The organism is Alteriqipengyuania triglochinis (assembly GCF_054655655.1).
The window spans coordinates 508,916-531,980 of sequence record NZ_BAAHNC010000001.1; the positions used below are offsets into that span (position 1 = coordinate 508,916).

Annotated in this window: 24 protein-coding genes, 2 tRNA genes and 1 pseudogene; 10 read left to right on the top strand and 17 right to left on the bottom strand. The window is 64.8% G+C overall.

The genetic code is table 11. The features are described 5' to 3' along the window. Window positions 1–32 precede the first annotated feature (32 nt). The 8 genes from ACYQ0L_RS02520 to ACYQ0L_RS02555 form a co-directional block, all read right to left on the bottom strand. Window positions 33–809, bottom strand: a complete 777-nt coding sequence (locus ACYQ0L_RS02520; protein WP_459787349.1) for a TrbG/VirB9 family P-type conjugative transfer protein — start codon at window positions 807–809, stop codon at window positions 33–35. Then, a complete protein-coding gene (locus tag ACYQ0L_RS02525) occupies window positions 806–2,023 on the bottom strand; it encodes a TrbL/VirB6 family protein (RefSeq protein WP_459787350.1) in 1,218 nt (405 codons plus the stop codon). Before ACYQ0L_RS02525 ends, ACYQ0L_RS02520 begins: the two co-directional genes overlap by 4 nt. Beyond that, window positions 2,020–4,449, bottom strand: coding sequence for a VirB4 family type IV secretion/conjugal transfer ATPase (locus ACYQ0L_RS02530; RefSeq protein WP_459787351.1), 2,430 nt, complete (start codon window positions 4,447–4,449; stop codon window positions 2,020–2,022). Before ACYQ0L_RS02530 ends, ACYQ0L_RS02525 begins: the two co-directional genes overlap by 4 nt. 27 nt (window positions 4,450–4,476) lie before the next feature. Further along, the gene (locus tag ACYQ0L_RS02535; protein WP_459787352.1) at window positions 4,477–4,761 is read right to left on the bottom strand and encodes a VirB3 family type IV secretion system protein; all 285 of its coding nucleotides are present in this window, start codon (window positions 4,759–4,761) and stop codon (window positions 4,477–4,479) included. Window positions 4,762–4,782: 21 nt separating this feature from the next. Further along, entirely contained in the window at window positions 4,783–5,091 is a 309-nt protein-coding gene (locus ACYQ0L_RS02540; protein ID WP_459787353.1) for a TrbC/VirB2 family protein, read from the bottom strand. 4 nt (window positions 5,092–5,095) lie between these two features. After that, complete coding sequence (locus tag ACYQ0L_RS02545; protein ID WP_459787354.1) at window positions 5,096–5,734, bottom strand: lytic transglycosylase domain-containing protein; 639 nt, start codon at window positions 5,732–5,734, stop codon at window positions 5,096–5,098. A gap of 204 nt (window positions 5,735–5,938) precedes the next feature. After that, the gene (locus ACYQ0L_RS02550; protein ID WP_459787355.1) at window positions 5,939–6,262 is read right to left on the bottom strand and encodes a hypothetical protein; all 324 of its coding nucleotides are present in this window, start codon (window positions 6,260–6,262) and stop codon (window positions 5,939–5,941) included. Between the two features lie 220 nt (window positions 6,263–6,482). Then, window positions 6,483–6,941 (bottom strand): MaoC family dehydratase, encoded by a 459-nt coding sequence (locus ACYQ0L_RS02555; protein ID WP_459787356.1) that lies wholly within the window; start codon window positions 6,939–6,941, stop codon window positions 6,483–6,485. Window positions 6,942–7,080: 139 nt separating this feature from the next. On the opposite strand from ACYQ0L_RS02555, the gene ACYQ0L_RS02560 reads away from it, so the two are divergent. After that, a complete protein-coding gene (locus ACYQ0L_RS02560; RefSeq protein ID WP_459788022.1) occupies window positions 7,081–7,494 on the top strand; it encodes a holin family protein in 414 nt (137 codons plus the stop codon). 8 nt (window positions 7,495–7,502) lie between these two features. Here ACYQ0L_RS02560 and ACYQ0L_RS02565 read toward each other — a convergent pair. Beyond that, window positions 7,503–7,601: pseudogene (locus ACYQ0L_RS02565) on the bottom strand (formyltetrahydrofolate deformylase); the annotation flags it as partial. 177 nt (window positions 7,602–7,778) lie between these two features. Here ACYQ0L_RS02565 and ACYQ0L_RS02570 point away from each other — a divergent pair. From ACYQ0L_RS02570 to accC, 3 genes are all read left to right on the top strand, one after another. After that, complete coding sequence (locus tag ACYQ0L_RS02570; RefSeq protein WP_459787357.1) at window positions 7,779–8,213, top strand: type II 3-dehydroquinate dehydratase; 435 nt, start codon at window positions 7,779–7,781, stop codon at window positions 8,211–8,213. Window positions 8,214–8,279: 66 nt separating this feature from the next. Beyond that, on the top strand, window positions 8,280–8,771 hold the full coding sequence (accB, locus tag ACYQ0L_RS02575) for an acetyl-CoA carboxylase biotin carboxyl carrier protein (RefSeq protein WP_459787358.1): 492 nt from the start codon (window positions 8,280–8,282) through the stop codon (window positions 8,769–8,771). 11 nt (window positions 8,772–8,782) lie between these two features. Further along, window positions 8,783–10,132 (top strand): acetyl-CoA carboxylase biotin carboxylase subunit, encoded by a 1,350-nt coding sequence (gene accC / locus ACYQ0L_RS02580; RefSeq protein WP_459787359.1) that lies wholly within the window; start codon window positions 8,783–8,785, stop codon window positions 10,130–10,132. A 136-nt stretch (window positions 10,133–10,268) separates the two neighbouring features. Here accC and ACYQ0L_RS02585 read toward each other — a convergent pair whose 3' ends face one another. Together ACYQ0L_RS02585 and ACYQ0L_RS02590 are read right to left on the bottom strand one after the other, a co-directional pair. Beyond that, window positions 10,269–10,703: a GFA family protein gene (locus ACYQ0L_RS02585; RefSeq protein WP_459787360.1), complete on the bottom strand. Its 435-nt coding sequence runs from the start codon at window positions 10,701–10,703 to the stop codon at window positions 10,269–10,271. Window positions 10,704–10,716: 13 nt separating this feature from the next. Beyond that, a complete protein-coding gene (locus ACYQ0L_RS02590) occupies window positions 10,717–11,181 on the bottom strand; it encodes an Lrp/AsnC family transcriptional regulator (RefSeq protein ID WP_459787361.1) in 465 nt (154 codons plus the stop codon). A gap of 243 nt (window positions 11,182–11,424) precedes the next feature. Here ACYQ0L_RS02590 and ACYQ0L_RS02595 point away from each other — a divergent pair, with 243 nt between their 5' ends. The 4 genes from ACYQ0L_RS02595 (at window position 11,425) to ACYQ0L_RS02610 (ending at window position 14,574) form a co-directional block, all read left to right on the top strand. Continuing rightward, window positions 11,425–13,308: a sensor histidine kinase gene (locus ACYQ0L_RS02595; protein WP_459787362.1), complete on the top strand. Its 1,884-nt coding sequence runs from the start codon at window positions 11,425–11,427 to the stop codon at window positions 13,306–13,308. Window positions 13,309–13,342: 34 nt separating this feature from the next. Then, entirely contained in the window at window positions 13,343–14,362 is a 1,020-nt protein-coding gene (locus ACYQ0L_RS02600; protein ID WP_459787363.1) for a polysaccharide deacetylase family protein, read from the top strand. A 31-nt stretch (window positions 14,363–14,393) separates the two neighbouring features. After that, window positions 14,394–14,466, top strand: a tRNA-Ile gene (locus tag ACYQ0L_RS02605). Window positions 14,467–14,497: 31 nt separating this feature from the next. Beyond that, window positions 14,498–14,574 (top strand) — tRNA-Pro (locus ACYQ0L_RS02610). A 65-nt stretch (window positions 14,575–14,639) separates the two neighbouring features. Here the strand turns inward: ACYQ0L_RS02610 and ACYQ0L_RS02615 are convergent. From ACYQ0L_RS02615 to ACYQ0L_RS02640, 6 genes are all read right to left on the bottom strand, one after another. Next, window positions 14,640–14,789, bottom strand: a complete 150-nt coding sequence (locus ACYQ0L_RS02615; protein ID WP_459787364.1) for a hypothetical protein — start codon at window positions 14,787–14,789, stop codon at window positions 14,640–14,642. 119 nt (window positions 14,790–14,908) lie between these two features. After that, window positions 14,909–16,180 carry a cation:proton antiporter gene (locus tag ACYQ0L_RS02620; protein ID WP_459787365.1) on the bottom strand — a complete coding sequence of 424 codons (1,272 nt, stop codon included), beginning with the start codon at window positions 16,178–16,180 and terminating at the stop codon, window positions 14,909–14,911. Between the two features lie 43 nt (window positions 16,181–16,223). Continuing rightward, window positions 16,224–17,636, bottom strand: coding sequence for a M20/M25/M40 family metallo-hydrolase (locus ACYQ0L_RS02625; RefSeq protein WP_459787366.1), 1,413 nt, complete (start codon window positions 17,634–17,636; stop codon window positions 16,224–16,226). A 40-nt stretch (window positions 17,637–17,676) separates the two neighbouring features. Then, window positions 17,677–18,174, bottom strand: a complete 498-nt coding sequence (locus tag ACYQ0L_RS02630; RefSeq protein ID WP_459787367.1) for a DUF427 domain-containing protein — start codon at window positions 18,172–18,174, stop codon at window positions 17,677–17,679. Window positions 18,175–18,219: 45 nt separating this feature from the next. Continuing rightward, a complete protein-coding gene (locus tag ACYQ0L_RS02635) occupies window positions 18,220–19,293 on the bottom strand; it encodes a L,D-transpeptidase family protein (RefSeq protein ID WP_459787368.1) in 1,074 nt (357 codons plus the stop codon). A gap of 37 nt (window positions 19,294–19,330) precedes the next feature. Then, complete coding sequence (locus tag ACYQ0L_RS02640) at window positions 19,331–20,272, bottom strand: NAD(P)/FAD-dependent oxidoreductase (RefSeq protein ID WP_459787369.1); 942 nt, start codon at window positions 20,270–20,272, stop codon at window positions 19,331–19,333. A gap of 149 nt (window positions 20,273–20,421) precedes the next feature. On the opposite strand from ACYQ0L_RS02640, the gene ettA reads away from it, so the two are divergent. Next, window positions 20,422–22,095: an energy-dependent translational throttle protein EttA gene (gene ettA, locus ACYQ0L_RS02645; RefSeq protein ID WP_459787370.1), complete on the top strand. Its 1,674-nt coding sequence runs from the start codon at window positions 20,422–20,424 to the stop codon at window positions 22,093–22,095. Continuing rightward, complete coding sequence (locus tag ACYQ0L_RS02650) at window positions 22,092–22,928, top strand: toll/interleukin-1 receptor domain-containing protein (protein ID WP_459787371.1); 837 nt, start codon at window positions 22,092–22,094, stop codon at window positions 22,926–22,928. The genes ettA and ACYQ0L_RS02650 overlap by 4 nt, the downstream gene beginning before the upstream one ends. The last annotated feature ends 137 nt before the right edge of the window (window positions 22,929–23,065 follow it).

Here is a 23,065-nt window from a genome sequence, read left to right on the forward strand (position 1 = left end):
GCATAACGTTTCGCTTCCCTTATTGGCCGGCCCTAGCGGCCCCCACTTACCGGCCCGCTCGCGGCGGTAGCGCGCGCCGGACCATTATTGACCAGTGTGGCTTTTTCACGACCCGAGCGCAGGATGATCTGCCGGGGCACGCCGTCGACGATCACCGTATCGCCGCGCACGGTGGAGTTTACCGGGCCTTCCTCACCCTCGTAATTCTGGATCAGGATGGCGGGCACCGGCCGGTCCTGCTCCCAGCGCAGGTAGGTGGAGCGGCCATCGTCGTAGACCTCGTCGGGCTGCAACGCCGCCTCACCTTCTACCTGCCACTTGAAGTTGAGCATCGCCGGATCGATCACCGCCAGTGGATCCTTTGCCGCTGCCAGTTCGAGCGCGCTCGCCTGCGCGGCCATATTGTCCGCGACCTGCTCCGCCTCTTCGGGCGGCGGATCGGGATAGGTGAAGCGCAGCACATACAAGGGCTTGGCGCGCGGACTTGCGACGAGATCGAACAGGTAGGTCCGCTCGTTGGTGACCACGGTCATATTGGTCTGCGCCGTCGGCTCGAGTGGTTTGACAAACAGCAGGTTGGCCCGCTGGTTGGGCGTGACCTGCCAGGCGTTGGAATCGCCGATCGCGACATTCTCGATCGCTTCGCCTTCGCCGAACTCGATCGTCGCCTGAACCTTGGTCTTGCCCTGGATCACCACGACCTCGTTCGGGTCGTAGAGGCGTTCGACCAGCCGCGGATCTTGCGCGAGCGCGGGGCTCGCAACCATCGCCGCAAGGGCAACCAGCGCGGTGGTGCGCACGCGAATCATTTCATTTTCTCCGTCTGCCGGGCCGCGCCGGAAGCGCCCGTTCCCGAACCATTCGATACCGATTTGAACCGCATGCCAAGGCCGCTGGTGCGCGAGGCCGCCTTGCTGGTGGCCACCGACTGTCCATCGCCCGAAGCGGTCGCGTAAACCTTAGTCACGCGGCTGCCGCCTCCACCCGACGAGCCGCCGCTGGCATCGTTCGCGGCCATCGGCGGGGTGGCCGCCACCACGGCGGTGCGCCGCGCCGCGCTGGACGGCGCGGGCTGCGAACCGGTGGCGGAATTATACGCACTCGCCGGAGCGGGCGCAGGTACCGGCGCGTTTGCGGAAAAAGCCCCGCGCGCCTGGTCGCTCTCGCGATTGGCGAGGCCGAACACGGTCCACCCCCCGACCACGGTGCTCATTACTTTTAGCACCATCGCCATCAGCGCAACGTGCACCGCACCGATCATGAAGAAGGCCATTGCTGCGCGCGCCGGGATCTCGCCGGGGATCGCGTTGAGCGCGGCCAGGATCGGGACCGACATCTCGAGCATGATCGACCCGCCGAGCACCGCGAAAAGCGGAGTCAGCGCCATCATCGTCAGGCCCTTGAGCCAGCCGACGAAGAGCCCGCGCGTCCCATCGAATAGCGCCAGCACGACGAAGATCGGTCCCAGCGCGACCAGCAGCGCGAGCGCGATCCGCGTGGTCACCAGCAGGCCAACCGTGCCGAGCATGAACAGCAGCGCGCCCATCCACAGCATCCCGGCGGGAGAGAAGGTTTCGATCTCGGTCTGCCCGGCGGAGGCCTGCTGGACCGCGGCGAAGACGATATCGATCTTGTTGGCGAAGGTCTGCGTCGCCGATCCCCGGTCGCCTGTCAGCGCGCTGGCGAGCCAGTCGGGCCCGTCGACGAAGACGCCCCAGACGACCGACTGGTAGGCGACCCAGCTGGTCGCGAAGGTCAGGACGAGGCCCAGCGTCAGCATGCGCGGCGTCAACGCCCGCACGCCGAGGACTGAGCGGCCAGTCAGCAGGTTGATCGCGAAGAATGCGACGTAAAGCGTCAGCAGGATGGTCAACGCGCTGACGAGGATGCCGCCCGGCGCGAACAGCCGCCCGAAGGTGGCGCCCGTCACCTCGGCGGCGACGCAATTGACCGCCTCCAGCGCGGCGGCAACGCCGCCGGCGGCTTCGGACATCGCCAGGTCGCAGGTTGCCGAGGGCGTCATTCGGCGGCCTGCCGGAAGGGCAGCACGCTGGCCTCCCCTTCGTCACTGGTGCCACCCGGCCAGGCATGGCCGGTGAGCGCGGGGAACCAGTCGGCGGGATTGTCGCCCACCGCTTCGCGCAGCAGATCAAGCCGCCGCACGCTGCTCTCGCGGCCCGAGAGGATCGTGAGCACTTCGGGCGCATTCGACAGGTCGAGTCTCACGACCACGCTCGCATCGGGCTGGCGGACCAAGAAGCAGCGGCTGTGTGCGGGCAGCGTGCGGATCAGTGCGAGTTCGTGCTGCGTCAGGCCGAACCCGTCGCAGTAGTCTTCCGGCCGCGCACGGCTGTTGGGCATGAAGACCATCGTCGCCGTCTGTTCGACCAATGCGGTGGAGATGCGGCTCTCGAGCGCATCGCGCGCGCTCTGCGTTGCAAACCCGACCAGCGCATTGCGTTTCCGAAGCGTCTTGAGCCAGTCGCGAATACGCGCAGCGAAGACTTCATCGTCGAGCGCCTTCCAGCCCTCGTCGATCAGGATCATGGTCGGTTCGCCGTCGAGCCGCTCCTCGATCCGGTGGAACAGATACATCATCGTCGGCGTGCGCAGGCGCGGGTTTTCGAGCAGCGCGGTCATATCGAAGCCGAGCGTCTTGCGGTCGAGGTCGATCTCGTCGCGCTCGTTGTCGAACAGCCAGGCGTGTTCGCCACCGTGAATCCATGCCGATAGGCGATCCGCAAGGTCGCCCGGCTCTGGGCGGCGCGTTCCGCTCAGCAGTTCGCGGAAATTGCGCAGGCGGCGAAGGCTCGCGTCGTTCTCGTAGGCAGCGTCGACCGCGTGGCTGACGGTCTGCAGTTCCTCCGGCCCTTCGGCCTTGAGCATCACGCCGAGCCAGTCGCGCAGGAAGGCGCGGTTGGCGGGGGTATCGGGCAGCGAGAGCGGATTGAACCCCGAAGGCTCGCCCGCATAGATCCGGTCGTAGCGCCCGCCGATGCCGCGCACGAACAGCTCCGCGCCGCGATCCTTGTCGAACAGGATGGTGCGCGGATTGAACTTCTGCGCCTGCGCGGCGAGGAAGTTCATCACCACCGTCTTGCCCGACCCCGACGGCCCGATGACCGAGAAATTGCCGAGGTCGCCATTGTGGAAGTTGAAGAAAAACGGCGTCGCGCTGGTCGTCTCCAGCAGCGTCACCGCCTCGCCCCAGTGGTTGCCCTCGGCCTGCCCTAGCGCGAAGCCATGCAGGCTGCCGAAGCTCGCCATATTGGCCGAAGAGATCATCGCGCGGCGCACGATATACTGCTCGTTGCCCGGGAACTGCGCCCAGAAGGCAGGCTCAAGATTGGTATCCTCGCGCACGACGATAGCGCCCGTGTCGGCCAGCGCAGCGGCGCAGGCGGCGGTCGCATCGTCGAGCCGGGGCAGCGTGCGTTCGCGCACCAGCACGGAGAGGTGGTGATCGCCGAAGCCGACCGCGCCATTGCCCAGCGCATCGCGCGCGGCGAGCATGTCGTTGCGTTCGGCCTGCGCCTCCTCGTCGACCGACCGTAAGCGCCGGATCGCAAGGTCCATCCGCTCGCGCGCGGTGGTCCGCTCCGCCGGGGCGTAGCTTTCCGAGACGACCATTTCGAACGGCAGCCGCAGCAGCGAATCGAGCAGGCCCGGGCTGGTCGCGTCGGGATAGTCCTTGAGGCTGAGCATCGCTGCGAAATCGGGGTCGCCCGAACCGCGCAGCTCCATCGCGTCGATGCCGAAGCTCGCGCGGCGATAGGGCAGGAAATGGCCGATATCGCGGTCCTCGGCCGGACGGCGCACCGGCCGCATCTCGCCATTGTAAAGCGCGGAAAGAAGCTCGAGAATCTCCGAATTCACGTGGCCCGTGGGGCCGGTGTAGTCGCCCAGTAGCGCCGCGCCGTAGGTCTGGAGCGAAGCGACGAGGCCGGTCGCGGCCGCACGCAGCGAACGCAGGTCCTTCGGATCGACCTCGACCGCGTCCTTTTTGCGGCTGCTGAGCTTCTTGCTCACTTTCTCGACCCAGCCCGCCTTGCCGCGAGCAGGGCGGCGGATGAGCGTTACGAACTGGTCGTTGATGAACAGCGCCCCTGAACCGAGCCGCTCCTTCCACCGTGCGTCGATATGACGGGCGAGCGGATCGTCGAACTCCGCATCGAGTTCCACCTCGACCCGGCGACGGATCACGTGGTGGTACATCACGAAGCGGCTATCGAGCGTGGAGCGCAGCATCACCTCGCGCGTCGCGGCATGCGCGTTGAGCGCTTCAGTATCCTCGGTCTCGAAGAGCAGGCCGGGCACCTGGATCGCGGTCATCAGCGATCCGTCGCGCAGCAGCAGCGTGTTCTCGTCCACGAGACGCGCAAAAGGCAGCCGGTCGCCCACACGGGCTTCCTTCGCGCTCCAGGCGGCGGCACCTTTCCATTTGCTCATTGCGTCATGCCCCTTTCTGGGTGGCGCTCAGGCGGCGTAGCTGTTGCAGCCCCACCGCTTGTAATTCTTGATCCGCGGGCACTTGCTGACCTTGGTGATCCACAGGTCGAAAATCCGCGGCTCGCGCATGCAGGCGAAATATCCGATGCCGTGCATCACGACCGCGACCGGCAAGGCCAGCCAACTGCCGGTGATCAGGAACACCTCGGTCGTGACGCCGATATTGATGATGAAATAGTTCATCGTCACGCCCGCGAACATCTGTGGACGGGTTAGCGCGCGGTGCACCGGGTGGCGGATGAGTTGATCCATGACCGCCGCTCCTCCCCTTCCCTAGGCCGCTGCCGCCTGGATGCCCGAGACGATCGAAGCCGCGCCGAACAGGATGAACACGCCGATGATCACAGTCGCACCGAAGCGCCAGTTGAGGCGGCCGGTCAGCATCATGAAGCCTACCGCAGCCACCGCCATCACTGCGACGGCCGTAGCGACGTTGCCCAGCAGCGTGCCCTGCAGCCACGCCAGCGCATTGACGATCGGGCCCGAACCGGCGGGATCGGTCTGCTGGACCTGCGCCATGACCGCACTCGGCGAAAGAAGCGCAAACAGCGCGCCAAGGCGAGAAAGCGATTTCATTTTCATACCTTTAGTCGTTTCGTGAATGATTGGCGAGACGGCCCATGATGGCCGCCACGTAAAGCTGCGTCTCGCGAATGCGCGGCACGCCATCGGCGCGGATGACCCGCCCAGGCCCCGCGTTGTAGGCGGCCAGCGCCTTTTCCAGATTGCCGTCGAACCGGTCGAGCTGTTCGCGCAGGTAGCGCGCGCCGCCTTCAAGATTGGCGTAGGGATCGTCGGGATCGACGCCCAGATCGCGCGCAGTGCCGGGCATCAGCTGGGCAAGACCGCGCGCGCCAACGGGCGACACCGCATTCGCCTGCCAGCGGCTTTCCTGCCACACCAGCGCTTCGATCAGGCTCGGGCTCAGGTCGAACCGGGCGGCAAGCTCGGCCACCTTGACCTGATAGGTCTCGGGAATTGCCCGCGCCGTCTCGCGGGGATTCGAGGTCACGTGATCGGGCACATCCTCGAGAAGGTCCGTGCCATCGAGCGCGGCGAGCTGGGCCGGTGTCATCGCCAGGTCCCCGGCGGGCATGCCTGCCTGCTGGCCCGCGATCCAGCGCGCGCCATCCGATCCGATTTCCATTACGTCGGCCCGCGCCGGGGCCGTAAGCAGGGTCAGCATCGCGAAAACCGCCAGCCGACCCGATGTCCCGAGAATCATCGCGCCCTCCGTCCCGCCGCATTGCGCATCATACATGACAGCGCAGTGACAGACGAGCGAAGGGTTCCCGCAGGTTGTCTCTGAAAAATCACGCTTTGCCGTGCAAAACGTGCGTGACGAGGGCCTCAAGAAACGGCCCGAAACGTCATAAAAATGCGTCATGGCCCGGCCGCACCGGGCCGGACACACGACTGCATACCGAAATCAGCGGCGCGCGATTTTCTCGCGCTGTGCGGCAAATGCGCCCTTCTCGAGCATCGCGAGACCCTGCCGCGCGAGGTCCGCCGGATGGACGAAGCGCCCGTCGGTGGTTTCAAGCGTATAATCGATGCGCATGCCCCGGACCTTTTCGAAAGCCGCGCGCGCCGCCTCCGTCTCGCCCGCCATCGCGAGCTCGACGCCGAGATTGAGCAGCGCCGCCGGATCCTGCTCCGCTTCGACCATGGCGATCGGCTGGAGCTTCATCGGTTCGCCAGCCTGGGGGCTCTGCAACATCATTGCGCCCACCATCAGTGCCTGGATCATCATGTATCACTCTCCTCTGTTCTTTGAGCACAGGATACATATTTTAGGCGAAAATGCAACAAAACTGTAACATTGTCATTTTTTCGTAATACTGAGGATAGCGACCGGGCGCATTTCCGGCATTTTACCGCACGACCCGAACTGTCACAAACACGGACACGAAAAAGGCCCGCCGGACAGGCGAGCCTTTTCATGGTTGGTCGTACCCGGACGAGATTCGCGCTCAGTCCTCGGTGGTGCGCTTCATCTGCAACCCGCTGCGCTTGCAGCTGGCGACCAGATCGCCGTGCTGGTTGAAGGCGCGGTGTTCGAAGGTGACGATACCGGCATTCGGGCGCGACTTGCTTTCACGCAGCGAGACGATCTCTGTCTCGATACGGATCGTGTCGCCATGGAACAGCGGCTTGGGGAAGCGCACTTCGTCCCACCCGAGGTTGGCAACCGCCGTGCCCAGCGTCGTGTCATTGACCGAAATGCCGACCATTACCGACAGCGTGAAGCACGAATTGACGATCCGGGTGCCGAACTCGGTGCCCTTCATGTATTCTTCGTCGAGGTGCAGCTGCGCAGGATTGTGCGTCATGCAGGTAAACATGACATTGTCCGTCTCGGTCACCGTGCGGCGGATCGGATGATCGATCACCTGCCCCACTTCCATATCGTCGAACCAGATCCCGGCCATGTACGTCTCTCCTAGGTTAGTGCGTCGGCACCGGGACTAGCGAGGCGTGGAAGAAGCGAAAACCATTTTCCTACACGAACCGATATGGTTAGCGGTCATCACTCCAGAACACCGGAGTCATGCCATGCCCATCCTCGCCATCCCCCTTGTGGAAAGCCTTATTGGACCGGTCGCCTCGATCATCGACAAGATCATCCCGGACAAGGAGGCGCGCGCGAAGGCCAAGCTCGCACTGCTCGCGCTCGAAGGATCGCAGGAGCTGAAGGCAATAGAGGCGCGGATGGCAGCGATCGTGGCGGAGGCCCAGTCGGCCGACCCGTGGACCAGCCGGGCGCGGCCCAGTTTTCTCTACGTGATGTATGCGATGATCCTGTTCGCCATGCCGATGGGTGTCCTTTCGGCCTTCGATCCGCGCATGGCGGTGAACATCGGGAATGGCATGACGGCCTACCTGCGCGGGTTGCCGGAGGAATTATATGCCCTCTTCGGCACCGGCTACCTCGGCTACACCGCCGCGCGCCAGTGGGGGAAGGTCAAAGGCGTAGAGCGATGATCATCGCGCTACGCGAACACTACGGTCTGCGATCCATTGAGGAACACCTTCTGCTCGGCAGTCCAGCGAACCGCCCGGGCGAGCACCCGCGCCTCGATGTCGCTGCCACGATGCCGACGGTATCGCGGTAGGAAAGCGTGACGATGTAGGAATTGGCGGGATTGTTGGCGCTCATGCATCGCACAATGTCACTCTTGCCGAGACTCGCAAAGCGGAAAGCCGGAGGCATGGGATGTGGGCCGATGGCTATTCCGCAAGGCGCATCGGCACGCTAAGTGCGGGTGATGTCCGCCACCCTCTTCATCCTCAACGGCCCCAACCTCAATCTGCTCGGCACTCGTGAGCCGGAGATTTACGGCACGACCACGCTGGCCGAGATCGAGGCGGCGTGTGTCGACAAGGCGCGCGCGCACGGCCTCGCGGTCGATTTCCGTCAGACCAACCACGAAGGCACACTGGTCGACTGGCTGCACGAGGCGCATGAAGCAGGCGCGAGGGCGGTGATAGTTAACGCCGCTGCCTATACCCACACCTCCGTCGCGCTGCTCGATGCGGCCAAGGCGATCGCCCCGCCGGTGATCGAAGTGCACCTGTCGGACCCGCAGACGCGCGAGGATTTTCGGCACGTATCCTTTATCGGTCAGGCCGCCGCGCGCTGCTTCAAAGGGCGCGGTCTGGCATCCTATCTCGACGCGATCGACGCGGTTTCCACGCTGTAAACCTTGCAAGGCCCGCGTTGCGGGAGCATACGCGGCGCTTTCCGAACAACTGGATCAGGGTCGTCCATGGCAGAGCATAGCCGCAATTCCGGTCGCAAAACGAAGATGAACGTCGATATCGAGCTCGTGCGCGAGCTGGCAGAACTCCTTTCCGAAACCGGCCTGTCCGAGATCGAGGTGGAGGACGGCGAGCGCAAGCTGCGCGTCGCACGCGAACTCCATGTCGCCGGCTATGCCGCGCCCGCACCGCAGGCGCTCGCGCCCGCCGCTGCGCCGGCTGCGGCCCCCGCCGAGGCGCCGCAGGCATCGAGCGGACCGGATCTTGCCAATGCCGTCCCCTCCCCGATGGTTGGCACGGTCTACCTCGCGCCCGAACCCGGCGCGGCGGACTTCATTTCGGTCGGCGCCAGCGTGAAGGAAGGCCAGACGCTGCTGATCGTCGAAGCGATGAAGGTCATGAACCCGATCACCGCGCCGCGCAGCGGCACCGTGAAGGCGATCCTCGTCGACAACGCCCAGCCGGTCGAGTTCGACCAGCCGCTCGTCGTTATCGACTGAGGACGCTGACCATGGCCATTAACCGCATCCTGATCGCCAACCGCGGCGAGATCGCCCTGCGCATCCATCGCGCCGCGAAGGAAATGGGGATCGAGACGGTAGCAGTGCATTCCACTGCCGATGCCGATGCGATGCACGTGCGGCTGGCGGACCATGCGGTCTGCATCGGCCCGCCGTCCGCGACCGACAGCTACCTTAACGTCGCCAACATCATCTCGGCCGCCGAAGTCAGCCAAGCCGATGCCATCCATCCCGGCTACGGCTTCCTGTCTGAAAATGCCAAGTTCGCGGAAATCGTGGAGGCGCACGACCTCGCGTGGATCGGGCCCAAGCCCGAACATATCCGCACGATGGGCGACAAGGTGACGGCCAAGGCCACCGCCGGCGAACTAGGCCTACCGCTGGTGCCCGGCAGCCCGGGCGCGGTCGGATCGGTCGAGGAAGCAAAGCGGATTGCCGCCGAAATCGGCTACCCGGTGCTCGTCAAGGCCGCGAGCGGCGGCGGCGGGCGCGGTATGAAGGTCGTGCCGAGCGAGGACCTGCTCGAAGGGCTGATGAGCCAGGCCAAGTCCGAGGCGAAGTCCGCCTTCGGCGACGACACCGTCTATCTCGAGAAATATCTCGGCAATCCGCGCCATATCGAATTTCAGGTGTTCGGCGACGGCAAGGGTAACGCGATCCATCTGGGCGAGCGCGACTGTTCGCTCCAGCGGCGGCACCAGAAAGTGCTGGAGGAAGCGCCCTCCCCCGTCCTGTCGACCGAAGAGCGCAACCGCATGGGCGAAATCTGCGCACAGGCGATGCGCGACATGGCCTATCGCGGCGCAGGCACGATCGAGTTCCTGTGGGAAAACGGGCAGTTTTTCTTCATCGAGATGAACACCCGTCTGCAGGTCGAACATCCGGTGACCGAGGCGATCACCGGGGTCGACCTGGTGCGCGAGCAGATCCGCGTGGCCGAGGGTAAGCCCCTGTCGGTGACGCAGGACGAGATCCGCTTCGAAGGCCACGCCATCGAATGCCGGATCAACGCAGAGGACCCGTTCACTTTCGCGCCGAGCCCCGGCAAGGTCTCTGCCTACCACGCGGCGGGCGGCATGCACGTGCGCGTCGATAGCGGGCTCTACGCGGGCTATTCGATCCCGCCCTACTACGATTCCATGATCGCCAAGCTGATCGTCTACGGCCGGACGCGCGAGCGGTGCATCATGCGCCTCAAGCGCGCGCTGGAGGAAATGGTGGTCGAAGGCGTGAAGACCAACACCCCGCTGCACCAGGCATTGCTGCAGGAGCCCGACATCCTCAACGGCGACTACTCGATCAAGTGGCTCGAAGAGTGGCTCGCCGAGCGTGAGAGTTGATACGGCGGACGGAGAGGATCGCTTGATCGCGTTCTCTCCGTTTCGCGCACCCGCCGCCTAGCCGAGCTCCTTTCAGGCATGCCAGCCCCGGATGATGAACGCCTGGAAGAACGGCACCGGAAAGCCTGCCGCGCGCCTAATCGAAGATGAAGCCTGCCGCCTTGGCTTCGGCGATCACTTCCTCTCCCGTCTGGCGCGGGTGATCGCCCTTGATCAGGCACCAGTCGGCGCGTTCGTCGACGAAGATTTCCTTCCCAATCGCGTGGTGCGTCGCACCGTCGAACAGACCGGCAGAAAAACTGCGCGTTCCGGTCGGCAGGAAGCGGAACCACAGCCCGCTACCGCAATGTTTGCAGAAGGCACGGCTGGCCCAGTCGCTCGACTTGTATTCGGTGACCGCATCCTCGCCGGTTACGGTCGCTTCGGAGCCTCTTTGCGCGGCGTAGAATGCCCCACCCCAGCGGCGGCACATGTCGCACTGGCAGATTTCCACTTCGCTCGAAGGCTCGGCCAGAGCGATCGAGACCTTGCCGCACAGGCAATGGCCGGAGAGCGCACTGGTCGTATTCACTGCCTCGCGCCGACTACCGCAGCGGCACGCCCGGCGTGTACTTGCTGGTGCGGATCGTCAGCGAGGTCTTCACGCTCGCCACGTTGGGCGCGGGCGTCAGCTTGCTGGTCAGGAATTCCTGGAAGCTTTGCAGGTCGCGGCTGACGATCTTCAGGATGAAATCGATCTCGCCGTTGAGCATGTGGACCTCGCGCACTTCGGCCAGGTCCTGCATCGCCATTTCGAATTCCTTGAGCGCATCTTCCGCCTGGCTCTTCAGGCTCACCATCGCAAACACGACGATCGCGAAGCCGAGCTTGGAGGGTTCCAGATCGGCGTGATAGCCGCGGATAACCCCCATGTCCTCGAGCGCGCGAACCCGCCGCAGGCATGGCGGTGCCGTCAGCCCGACGCGGCGCGCCAGCTCGACATTCGTAACCCGTCCTTCGGCCTGCAATTCCTGCAACAACTGCCGATCGATCTCGTCCAGATTGGCCATCCAGGCAATGCTCCCTCGCCGCTATTTCCCTGTCGCCGCCCTGGCTGTTCCTGAAAGGATCACCTTTGTTAATGACAGGCGCGGCTAACATTGTTGTTCATGACAGCGAATGTCCCGCTTTGCAACGTGGGGACTGACTGTCATTCCCCCACCGTGGTAAAGGGTTATGAACCATCCACGTCGTGGCACGCGGGCCCGGCGGATAGCCCAATCTACCGCGCCGGAGGCTTTCCCCCAAGCGCCATGCAGTTCGATGATCGCCTCGCTACAGTTCTGCGCCAGAAGGCTGGCGCGAATGCGGGCGCGCGTACGCAGTATCGCCAGTTGCTGGATCTGCTCGGCCGTCCGCGCGACGGCCGCGACCCGGGCCTGCTGGAGGCTGCACGCATGCGGCTCGATTCGCTTGCCGACGTCGTTTCGGTCCGCGAACGGTCGCAAATCATTCGCGAACAGGGGCCACGCCTCAAGGATCCCGCGCTGGTCGCGCAACTCGCCGAGGCCGAGCCCGACATTGCGTCCGCCACGCTGTCCACCGCCCGCCTGACGCAGGACGAATGGCTGGCGCTGATTCCCGAACTGCCGGTGCGCGCGCGCGGTTTCCTGCGCCTGCGCCGCGATCTGCCGGGCAGAGTGGAGGACCTGCTCCATCGGCTGGGCGTGCGCGACCGCGCGCTGCCACTGCCCTCAACGCCCGAGCCGCTGGTGGAGCACCGCGATGCCGGGGATCGGGACGAAACGCAGCCCGCGCCGGAGGTCGAAGACGAGGAGATCGTCGAGGGCGAATACACCGAGGTCGAAGAAGAAGAGCGGGTTGTGACGGAACGGGTGCCCGCGTCCGAGCCCGAACCGCACCCGGCCGCGAAGTCTGCCGGCGCGGCGGTGGTGGGCACGTTCGGCGCGAAATCGCCCCACGACCCCGAAGAGGTGCCCGCGGCGGTAAAGGCCCAGCCCCTGCCCGAAGGAAAGTCCGACACCCCGCCCCAGGGCGAGATCGCCGCTCTGCGCGAGCGCATCGACGCATTCCGGCGCGCGCGTGAAGATCGCAAGGCCGCCGTAGCGGCGGAACCCGCAGAAGATCCCGCACCCACCCTGCCCTTAAGCGAGGCGGATAGCGAACATGAAGAGCTGACCGGATTCGGTTTCTCGACCGACACCGCCGGAACGATCGACTGGGCAGACAGCTATGCCGCCTCGCGCGTGCTCTACCTCGCGCTGCCCGGCGTCCTGCCCGAAGAATATGCCGGTGCGATCGAGGAGCAGCAGCCGCTAAGCGGGGTCGAGGTGATGCTGGAAGGGGGTCCCGCACTCGCCGGGGCATGGGTGCTCGACGCGCAGCCGCGATTTTCAAGCCCCGACGGGCGCTTCCTCGGCTTTGCTGGCGGTATGCGGCGCGCGCTGGAGGCCGAAGATCCCGACAGCCAGAGCGATCGCCTGCGCCAGCTGCTGCACGAACTGCGCACACCGGTGAACGCGATCCAGGGGTTTGCCGAGGTCATCCAGCAGCAGGTCATGGGGCCCGTGCCGCACGATTACCGCGCCCTCGCTGCGGGAATCGCGGGTGACAGCGCACGAATGCTGGCGGGTTTCGACGATCTGGAGCGGCTCAGCCGGCTCGAAAGCGATCGGTTGCGACCGACCGGGGGCGATGCCGATCTTGCCGCGATCTTCCGCCAGCAACTCGCCCAGCTGATCCCGCTGCTGCAGCCGCGCAACGCGGGTTTCGTCGCCACGCTCGGCGGAAGCTGCCAGGTCGATCTCGCCCGGGCGGAGGCAGAACTGCTCAGCTGGCGCATCCTCGCCACCCTCGGCTCGGCCGCCGCGCCGAGCGAGAAGCTTGCCCTCATTTTCGATCATGAAGACGGCAACGCGCAATTCGTGGCGGACCTGCCCGCTTCGCTCAACGGGAGCGAGGATATCTTCGCCGCGCGGGGCAAGCCGCTCTCGGTCGCGATCAGCGCTGGTCCCTTCGGCCCGGGCTTCGCGCTGCGGCTCGCCCGGGCGGAGGCGCGCGCCATCGGCGGCAACCTGCGGCGCGAGAACCGTCAGTTGATACTCACCCTGCCCGCTTTGACCCCGTGCGAGCCCGCCGCTACGCAGGCTGTGGAAGAGCCCGAACACGCGGCCTGACGCGGTCGGCGCTCGCAGGAACGGGGCGAACACCATGCTGACCTTGCCGCAGCCGGAACAGGCCGCGCGTTTCGCGCCCGGATTCGCCCCCGCTTCGCTGCTGACCGTCGATACCGAGGAAGGGTTCGACTGGAACGGGCCTTTCACGCGCGATCGGCACGATCTCACCCATCTCGACGGACTGCCCGCCTTCCAGTCGATGTGCGAGGAACTGGGCGTGTCGCCGGTCTATCTCGTCGACTGGCCAATCGTGCAGTCTGCGCAGGCGCAGGAGATCATCGGCGACGCCGTGCGGCGCGGCGCGGCGGAAGTTGGCGTGCAGCTGCACCCGTGGGTGAACCCGCCGTTCGACGAAGAGGTCAACGCGCACAATTCTTTCGCCGGCAACCTGGCCCCCGAACTGGAGCGCGCCAAGTTCGTCGCGCTGCGCGACGCGATCGAGGAAAACTTCGGCACCGCTCCGATGATCTACCGAGCCGGGCGCTACGGCCTGGGGCCCGGCACCAAGGCGGTGCTGCACGATACCGGCGTGTGCGTGGATAGCTCGGTACGGGCGCTGTACGATTATTCGCCCGGCGACGGCCGCGATTACAGCGCCTTCCCGAACACCCCCTACTGGGTGGCGGGGGACAAACCGCTGCTCGAACTGCCGCTGACCACGGTCTATCGCGGGGCGCTGGCACGGCATGGCGCGGCGCTGTTTCCGAAGCTGGCGAAAATTCCCCGTGCCCCGGGCATCGCGGCGCGCACCGGCCTACTGGAACGGATCGCCCTGACGCCCGAGGGCACGCCGCTCTCCTCCGCGATCAAGGCGGTCGACGCCGCGCTCGATGCAGGCCTGCCGCTGCTGATTCTGTCTTTCCACAGCCCCTCGCTCGCGCCCGGCAATACGCCCTATGTGCATACCGAGGCGGATCTCGCCGAATTGTTCGACTGGCTGCGCGGTATCCATGCGCATATGGCCAGCCGCAACGTTACGCCGACCACGGTCGCGAAGCTGTGGGATGCAGTATATGAAACCTCACCGCTTGCGCCTGCGCCCGTTCGCAGCTAGCGGCAGCAACTTGCGATGGCATCGTTCCGGGGGGCCTGTAGCTCAGCGGTTAGAGCTGGCCGCTCATAACGGCTAGGTCGCGGGTTCGAATCCTGCCGGGCCCACCGGAAGGGGCCGTCATCGCTTGTATCGTGTCGGGGAGTGGCGCAGTCCGGTAGCGCGCTTGCTTTGGGAGCAAGATGTCGCAGGTTCGAATCCTGTCTCCCCGACCAGATACCCACCCGTTCACGGTCAATCTTCAGAGACAACGGCGCCCGTCGCGCGCGCGGACCCCGCTTCAGATGCCTTGCGCGAGAGTGTAGACGAGCAGGGCCGCCGTGATCGCGCTGAGGCCCAGGACAGTGCCCTTGCCGATCTGTCTCAACCGGCGATCCTTGCGCGCCAGTTCCCGACGTCCTTGGTCGCTATTGGGGATTATACGGGGCAAAGTTACCTCTCGTCGCACCTAAGCTTCCCTCCGGAAGCCTTTGAAAGGGCATCTACCTATCGACAGTTCGTTAACGTTGTCTAGCTATCGAAAGGACCAGGTCGAGTGTCTTTCAACAGCTAGGAAGCTGCCTCTGACTCGCTCTCCCGCTCGCCTTCATGGGTCGCCGCCCAGACCACACTGCCGGCGGAGAAGCCATGGACGATGGTCGACAGCAGGATGGTGAAGGTGACGGTTGCCCAAAGCACCCCTTCGTCGACCAGCTCCAGCTGGGCGCCCGCATAGGCGAGGTAATAGATCGAACCGATTCCGCGCACGCCGTAGAAGGCGACCACACCGCGCTGGCGGATCGACAGGTTGGTGCCCCATAACGCCGCCATGCCGGTCAGCGGCCGGAAGACGAAGATCAGCGCCACGCCGAGCGCGGCGTGTTTCCAGTCGAGATAGCCGAGCAGCGAGGGGATGGCCCCCCCCAGCAGCACCAGCAGGATCGCGGTGACCGAGTGTTCGAGCGCGCTTGAAAAACTGTGCAGCCGCCCGTGATACTCATGCTCCGCCTCCTCGCGGCGCAGCACGATGCCCATCGCGAAGGCGGCAATGAAGCCATAGCCTTCGATCAGTTCGGTGAGCCCGTAGGTGACGAGCACCCCTGCCAGCGCGATCACCCCGGTGCCCGCATTGGCGAGAGGGTTGCGGCTCGGCAGGGAGAACAGGATCTTGCCCAGAAGCCAGCCCGCTGCGGCACCCGCTGCGACCCCGACCAGGATCTTGTAGCCGACGTAAAAGCCCAGCCACTCGCCGATCCAGTCGCTCGTGCCGCCGGTTGCGGCGACAATGAAAATAGCGAGGTAGACGAAGGGAAAGGCGAGCCCGTCGTTCAAGCCCGCCTCGGTCGTGAGCGCGAAGCGCACCGGATGCTCCCCACCCTCGGTCGGCGCGCCGACCTGGACATCGGCCGCGAGCACGGGGTCCGTCGGGGCGAGCACCGCAGCGAGGAGCACCGCCCCCGCGAGTGTCAGGCCTATGCCCAGCCCCAGCGCGACCACCGCCATGATGCACAGCGGCATGGCGATCGCCAGCAGGCGGACGGTCGGATTCCACAAGCCCTTGCCGGCAATCCGGTCGATCCGAAGGCCGGTGCCGAACAGCGCCACGATGACCGCGAACTCGCTCGCCCGCTCCCACACGCGCGGATTGTCGAGCGGACTGAGCGCCTCAGGCACGCCCGGCAGCAGGCCGAACACCGCCAGCCCGCCGAGGATCAGCAGGCCCGATGCCGCGGGCTCGCGCCCATGAAGGAAGCGTGGCAGCCAGTAGGCCAGGATAATTGCGATCCCGCACCCGGCCAACAGCACGTGATAGGAATCGAATCCGAAGGTTTCACCGTCCATCCCAGGCTAACGCCCGGGATGGGTACAAGGTGCCGGGCGAGTTTTACTCCGCCGGTTTGATCGGCTCGCGCTCGTTGGCGAGGATGCCGACCACCTGCGTCCAGACCGCCACGTTCTGGCGCAGCTGCGCGGGGTCGATCTTGTCGAGCGTGTCGTTGTTGGTGTGGTGCAGTTCGAAATAGCGGCTGCCGTCCTGCTGCAGGTCGATCAGCGCGCCGCCCTGGTCGCGCACGATGTTGAGATCCGCCCCGCCCCCTGCGACTTCGCGCGAGGGAGCGACCCCGAAGCGCGCAACCGCCTTTGCCAGCTTGCCGTACAGGTCGGGATTGCTCTGCGTGAAGTTCGTGTCGATCCGCCAGATGCGATCGGCCCCGAAGTCGCTTTCGATCCCGACGGCCATCGGCTCGTCGGGATGCGCCTTCGAATAGGCGCTGGAGCCGTACAGGCCGACCTCTTCGGCGCCCGCGAACAGCACGCGGATGGTACGCAGCGGCTGGCCCGCAGAGGCAACATTGCGCGCGGCGGCGGCGATGATACCGCACCCTGCGCCATCGTCGAACGCGCCGGTGCCGTTCCACCAGCTGTCGAGATGGCAGGCGAGGAGCACGGGCGGAAGCGACGGATCGCTGCCGACCACCTCTCCCACGACGTTGCCGCTGGTTGTCTCGCCGAGGCTGCGCGGGGTCAACACCAGCTTCATGGTGATCGGCGTGCCGCCTTCCGTTTTCGCGGCCCGTGCAAACATGCGCTCAAGGTTATCGGCGTCCGGATTGGAGAGCGCGCCCGCTGGGGTCGGCGCAATGCCTTCGGGGAAGGATGTGCCGCCGGTATGTGGCGTACGCTCCGTCTCCGTACCGATCGAGCGGATCACCGTCGCGACAGCGCCCTTGCTCGCCGCGAGGCCCGCGCCGGTCCACCGCACGGGGCCAGCGAAGCCGTAGCCCGAACCGTCCTGCGTCGGGCGCATGTCATGGCTGATGAAAGCGATCTTGCCCTTCAGGCTGCCTTCGGGCGCCGCCGCGAGATCGCCATAGCTGGGGAAGTACACGACTTCGGCTTCGATCCCTGCGTCGCCGGTGCTCGCGCTGTTGCCCAGCGGCACGATCATCAGGTCCTGCGCGTAAGGCGCGGTGACGCGGGCGGTGGCGTTGTCGCCGGGCACCCAGGTCTGCATCCGGTAGGGCTCGTCCGCCACATTGTGGAACCCGTTTGCGCGCAGCCACTGGACCGCCCAGTCACGTCCTCGCTGCTCTGCTTCGGTGCCCGCCTGCCGCGAGCCGACCTCTGTGGTGATCCCCTCGACGAAATCCCACGCCAGTTCGTCGCTCTCCAGCGCCCTGTCCGCAGCGCAGGCCAGCGCGCTTTCGCATGATCCGGGCCCGGACTGGGCGGCGGCGGGGACGGCGGCGATAGCCGAGAGCGAGAGCGCGGTCAGCGCGAGGAGCGATGTCTTCATGAGCCGCAGCGCTAGCGCCAAGCCTGGCGCCTGCCAAGCCTCACCAGAAGCGGCTGCCGGGTATGCCCTTGAACGGGCCCACGACCTTGCTGGTGATCCAGCCGCCGTAGAATTCGCCCGGCTGCGGCGTGACCACTTCGCCATCCAGCGTGATGCGTTCGAAAGGCGCCGGATAGAACCCGACGTAATCGGTCAGGATGCGGAAACCCGGCGTCGGGTCGGGATAGCTCCAGCCGACCTTGGCCAGCCGATCGCCGCCTGCAACCACATCCCAGTAATGCGCCTGACCCTTCCACTCGCACAGCGAGCGGCCCGGTGCCCGTTCGAGCATGCCGGCGGCGATGTCGTCGGGCGGGATGTAATATTGCGGCGGGTGGCTGGTTTCGAGCACACGTACGGCATGGCGGGTATCCGCAATCCGCACACCGCGATGTTCGATGACGATATACGCGCTCGATGGTTCGGCAATCGCGGGGCGCGGGTAATCCCACACACTTTCCTGACCGGGACAGGGCACAATGGGATCGGGCCGCTTCATGAGCGAGGGCATGCCCCAGGAAGCGGACCGAAAGCGATACGGACCTTAGACGAAGCGGACAGTGATGCCGCTGCCAATCGCCTGTGCAAGCGCGGCGGCGTTCCAGTTGGTCAACCGCACGCAGCCATGGCTCCCGCTCTTGGCGATCAGCGCCGGATCGGGGGAGCCGTGGATTCCGTAACCATCCTTGGCGAGGTCGATCCACGTGCCGCCGACAGGATTGTTCGGCCCGGGCGGGAGAACATATGTGCCCTCCGGCCCCCACTCGCGCCCTTCGCTTTGGAAGGTGTAGTTCGGCGCCGGTGCGACCGCGACGATCTCCATCGTCCCGCTTGGGCTTGGGAACTGCGCGCTGCCGATGGTCGCCGGGTAGCTCGCGACGATCTCGTCCGCGTCGTTGAAGGCGACGAGCCGGTCGTCGCCCTTGCGCACTTCGATCCGCGCGATGTCGCCTTCAACCTTGCTGTCGCCGTGGCTGACGATCACCAGCTTGGTCCCCGCCTTGCCGAAATCGGCATTCGGGTTCAGCGCTTTGAGGAAGTCCTGATCCATGTGGAAACGCTCGGCCAGCATCTCCAGCGGGGTTTCGTACCCAAGCTTGTCAAGCTTGGACATCGCCGCGAAGCCCTCAGGCACGTTGCCGAACGGGCCCTTCGCATCGGTTTCGGTCACGGTATAGCTGCGAAAGATGTCGCCGCTCTGATCGTCGAGCAGCGATTGCAGCAACGCCTGATCCACTTTGCTGCCCGTGCCCAGCCCGTGGGCCTCGCGGTAATAGCGGATCGCGCTGTCGGTGTTGCCGCCACCCCGCCCGTCGATCACGCCCGGCGCATGCGCGCTCCGGTCGAGCATGACCTGCACCGCGATCATTTCCGCCGTGCGCTCTCCGAGCATGTCTTGCGTAATGCCCTCGGGCAGCGTGAGGGAGACCTTGCCATCCTCGATCTTCGCCTCGGGCCGGCTCGCCGAGCGTGCGTCGTCGTAACCCTCGGGCTCGGGCGCGCTGGTCTGGCTCTCTTCGGCCTGCGCGTCCTTGTTCGCGGCGGCGTCATCCGGGGAGCCGCATGCCATGATGGACGACGTGGCGAGCAGAAGGGCGAGCGATTTCAGAATTTTCATACCAGCCGAACGGCGCGCCGCGCACCCCGTTCCCCGCTCAGGCTCCGATCAGCGCGGCAAGCTGAGCGCCGGAGAGAAACGCATTCTCCACCCGCGGGCCAGACAGCCAGTCTCCGCACGCGCCGAGCCTTAGCGTGGTGTCCCACAGCGCGTCCTCGTCGTTCTTCTCGACCATCGCGTACCGCCAGCGGTGCGCATCGCGAACGATCACTGGCGGCAATGCCCCTACCTGCTGTACAAAAGCGTCGACGAGCTCCGCGCAGACATCGGCCGGGCGCTCCTCCAGATGGGTGCGGGACCAGTCCGGCGATGCGTGAATTGTCCAGCACTCTTGCGCCGCGTCCCGTCCGGGTTTCGCGGAATTGCGCGCCGCCCATCCGATGGTACCGCCATCAGGCAGCACATCGGAAAGCGTATCGGGCGCATCCACGCGCCCCGCAAATACAACCATCGCCGACCAGCACGGCGCACTGCCGACCCAGTGCGCTGAATCGCCCATCTCGCGCGAATGGGGTTCCAGCAGCGGCGCGGCCTGTTCTGCCGGGGTGGCCACGACCACCGCATCGAACAGACCCGAAGGCAGGTCCTCCCCCGCCAGCCGCCAGCGTGAATCCACGCGGGCCACCGCATAGACGCGGCGTACGAAACGCACTCCCAGCGCATCCGCCATCGCACGGATCGGCGCATTCATGCCCGGCGTGCCGACCCAGACGTCCTGGCCCGCAGCAGACCAGCGGTCGACCACGCCGTTGCGCGACCAATCTTCTACCTGCTGGACAAAATCGGGGTCGCGCGCGGTGAAATACTGCGCGCCGTGATCGAAATGGAAAGTCTGTCCGTCGTGCTCGATACGGCGGGTCGCCATGCGCCCGCCAGCCCCCCGGCCCTTGTCGAACAGGGATACCTCGTGCCCGCTATCGCGAAGGCGCAAACCACAGGTGAGACCGGCCATCCCGGCCCCGATAATAGCTATCTTCATCTTACTATATATAGTGATTAATACGCATTAACGATCCCAGCTGGCCTAAAGTCTATCGCGGCACCGCGCCCCGCGCTTGCCCCTGCGTGTGTCTGTCCCTATCTGCCAGACCAAATTCCAGAACCCAGCCAGACCCGAAGGACCATCCGATGGCCGCGCAATACGCTTACGTCATGAAGAACATGACCAAGACCTTCACCGGCGCCCCGAAGCCCGTGCTGAACGACATCAACCTGCAGTTCTATCAGGGCGCGAAGATCGGCATCGTCGGGCCCAACGGCGCGGGCAAATCCACCCTGATGAAGATCATGGCGGGCATCGATACCGATTACGCGGGCGAAGCATGGCCGGGCGAGAACATCACGGTGGGCTACCTGCCGCAGGAGCCCGAGCTCGACCCCAACAAGACCGTGCTCGAAAATGTGAAGGACGGCGCGCGCGAGACCGCCGACATGGTCGAACGCTTCAACCAGATCGGGATCGAAATGGGCGAGGAAGACGCCGATTTCGACGCGCTGAGCGAGGAGATGGCCGAGCTGCAGGACAAGATCGACGCGGTCGATGGCTGGACGCTCGACAACCAGCTCGAAATCGCGATGGAAGCGCTGCGCTGCCCGCCCTCGGACGCGAGCGTCGAGAACCTCTCGGGCGGTGAAAAGCGCCGCGTGGCGCTGACCCGCCTGCTGATCCAGAAGCCGGGCATCCTGCTGCTGGACGAACCGACCAACCACCTCGATGCCGAAAGCGTCAACTGGTTGGAAAACCACCTCGCCGAATATGCCGGCGCCGTGCTGATGATCACCCACGATCGCTACTTCCTCGATAACGTGGTGGGCTGGATTCTGGAGCTCGATCGCGGATCGTACTACCCGTACGAAGGCAACTACTCGACCTATCTCGACAAGAAGGCTAAGCGCCTTGCGCAGGAAGAGCGCGAGGATTCGGGCCGCCAGCGCGCGCTGTCCGAAGAACTCGAGTGGATCCGGCAGACGCCCAAGGGCCGCCAGACCAAGTCCAAGGCCCGCCTGCGCAAGTTCGAACAGCTGCAGGACTCGCAGAACGATCGCAAGCCGGGCAAGGCGCAGATCGTCATCCAGGTGCCCGAACGGCTCGGCAGCCAGGTGATCGAAGCGCACAACATCTCCAAGAGCTTCGGCGACAAGCTGCTGTTCGAAGACCTCAGCTTCACCCTGCCCCCCGGCGGCATCGTGGGCATCATCGGCCCCAACGGCGCGGGTAAATCGACGCTGTTCAAGATCATCACCGGTCAGGAACAGCCCGACAGCGGCACGATCAAGATCGGCGACACCGTGCACCTTGGCTATGTCGACCAGAGCCGCGACGACCTGACCGCGAGCAACAATGTGTGGGAGGAAATCTCCGACGGGCTCGATTACATGAAGGTCAACGGACACGACATGAGCACGCGTGCCTACGTGGGCGCGTTCAACTTCAAGGGCCAGGACCAGCAGAAGAACGTCGGCAAGCTCTCGGGCGGCGAACGCAACCGGGTGCACATGGCCAAGATGCTGAAAGAAGGCGGCAACGTGCTGCTGCTGGACGAACCGACCAACGACCTCGACGTGGAAACGCTGCGCGCGCTGGAAGACGCGATCGAGAACTTCGCCGGCTGCGCCGTGGTCATCTCGCACGACCGCTTCTTCCTCGACCGGTTGGCGACGCACATCCTCGCGTTCGAGGGCAATAGCCACGTCGAATGGTTCGAGGGCAACTTCGAAGCGTATGAGGAAGACAAGCGGCGGCGTCTGGGCGATGCGGCGGATCGGCCTACGCGGTTGGCTTATAAGAAGCTGACTAGGTGAGCCAAGATCTCTCTAGGCTGCGCCGCTTGGAAGCAGACATCGTCGGTCTGCAGAAGAAGGATGCATCTGCGGCCGCGAAGGTTGCCGACAAAAACAAGCGAATGAACGCCGCTATGGCTGCGGCATCTAGATCATCCAGCGCGTCGATGGCGCAATCAAAAGCACGCGAAGCGGAGAGATACTCGCGTGAGGTTGAGACCGCTCATAACGAGCGTGCGAAATACGCGACTGATATAGCTCGAAAAGGTGATGAAATTGCACGTCTACGGAAGCGGATCGCAGACGCTGACCTACGGCAGCAGAAAGAGCGAGAAAGGATCGAAAAGAAGCTTGCGAGAGAGCAAGAAAATCGACTCAGAGCACTAGAGGTACGCAGTACCCCGTCCATACCCGGATCTATGTCGGAGGCACGGCCTCACGACGTTTTCATCTCCCATGCCTGGGAAGACAAAGAGGGCTTCGTACGTGAGCTGGCCGAAAAGTGCCATGAAGTCGGAGTTGATGCTTGGTACGACGAGACCGCAGTCAAGTGGGGTCAAAGCTTACGCCAAGCAATTGATCGAGGGCTAGCCAACGCATATTTTGGCGTAGTCATCCTGTCAGAGAATTTTTTTAAAAAACAATGGACGAACTACGAGCTTGACGGCCTCCTTCAAAAAGAGTCCAGCGGATCTGGTGCCGTCCTACCTATTTGGCACAAGGTCACTAAAGATGAAGTTGAAAGTTTTTCTCCCTCCCTTGCAAATAGACTTGCCCTAAACACGGCGATTGTCACCGTTGACGAGATAGTAGATGAGCTCAAGAGGCGGGTAGACGAGCTAAGACCGATTTAACAGACGGCCGTGATCTACAGAATGACGTCTTTCACACCGTCCGATATGTTCCAATCCTGCTGAAAAAGACAGCGTTGCTCCCTATCAAGCATAAGGCGACGTAGGTAGACAAGGTTGCCCCCAACCCTCCCCTCCGC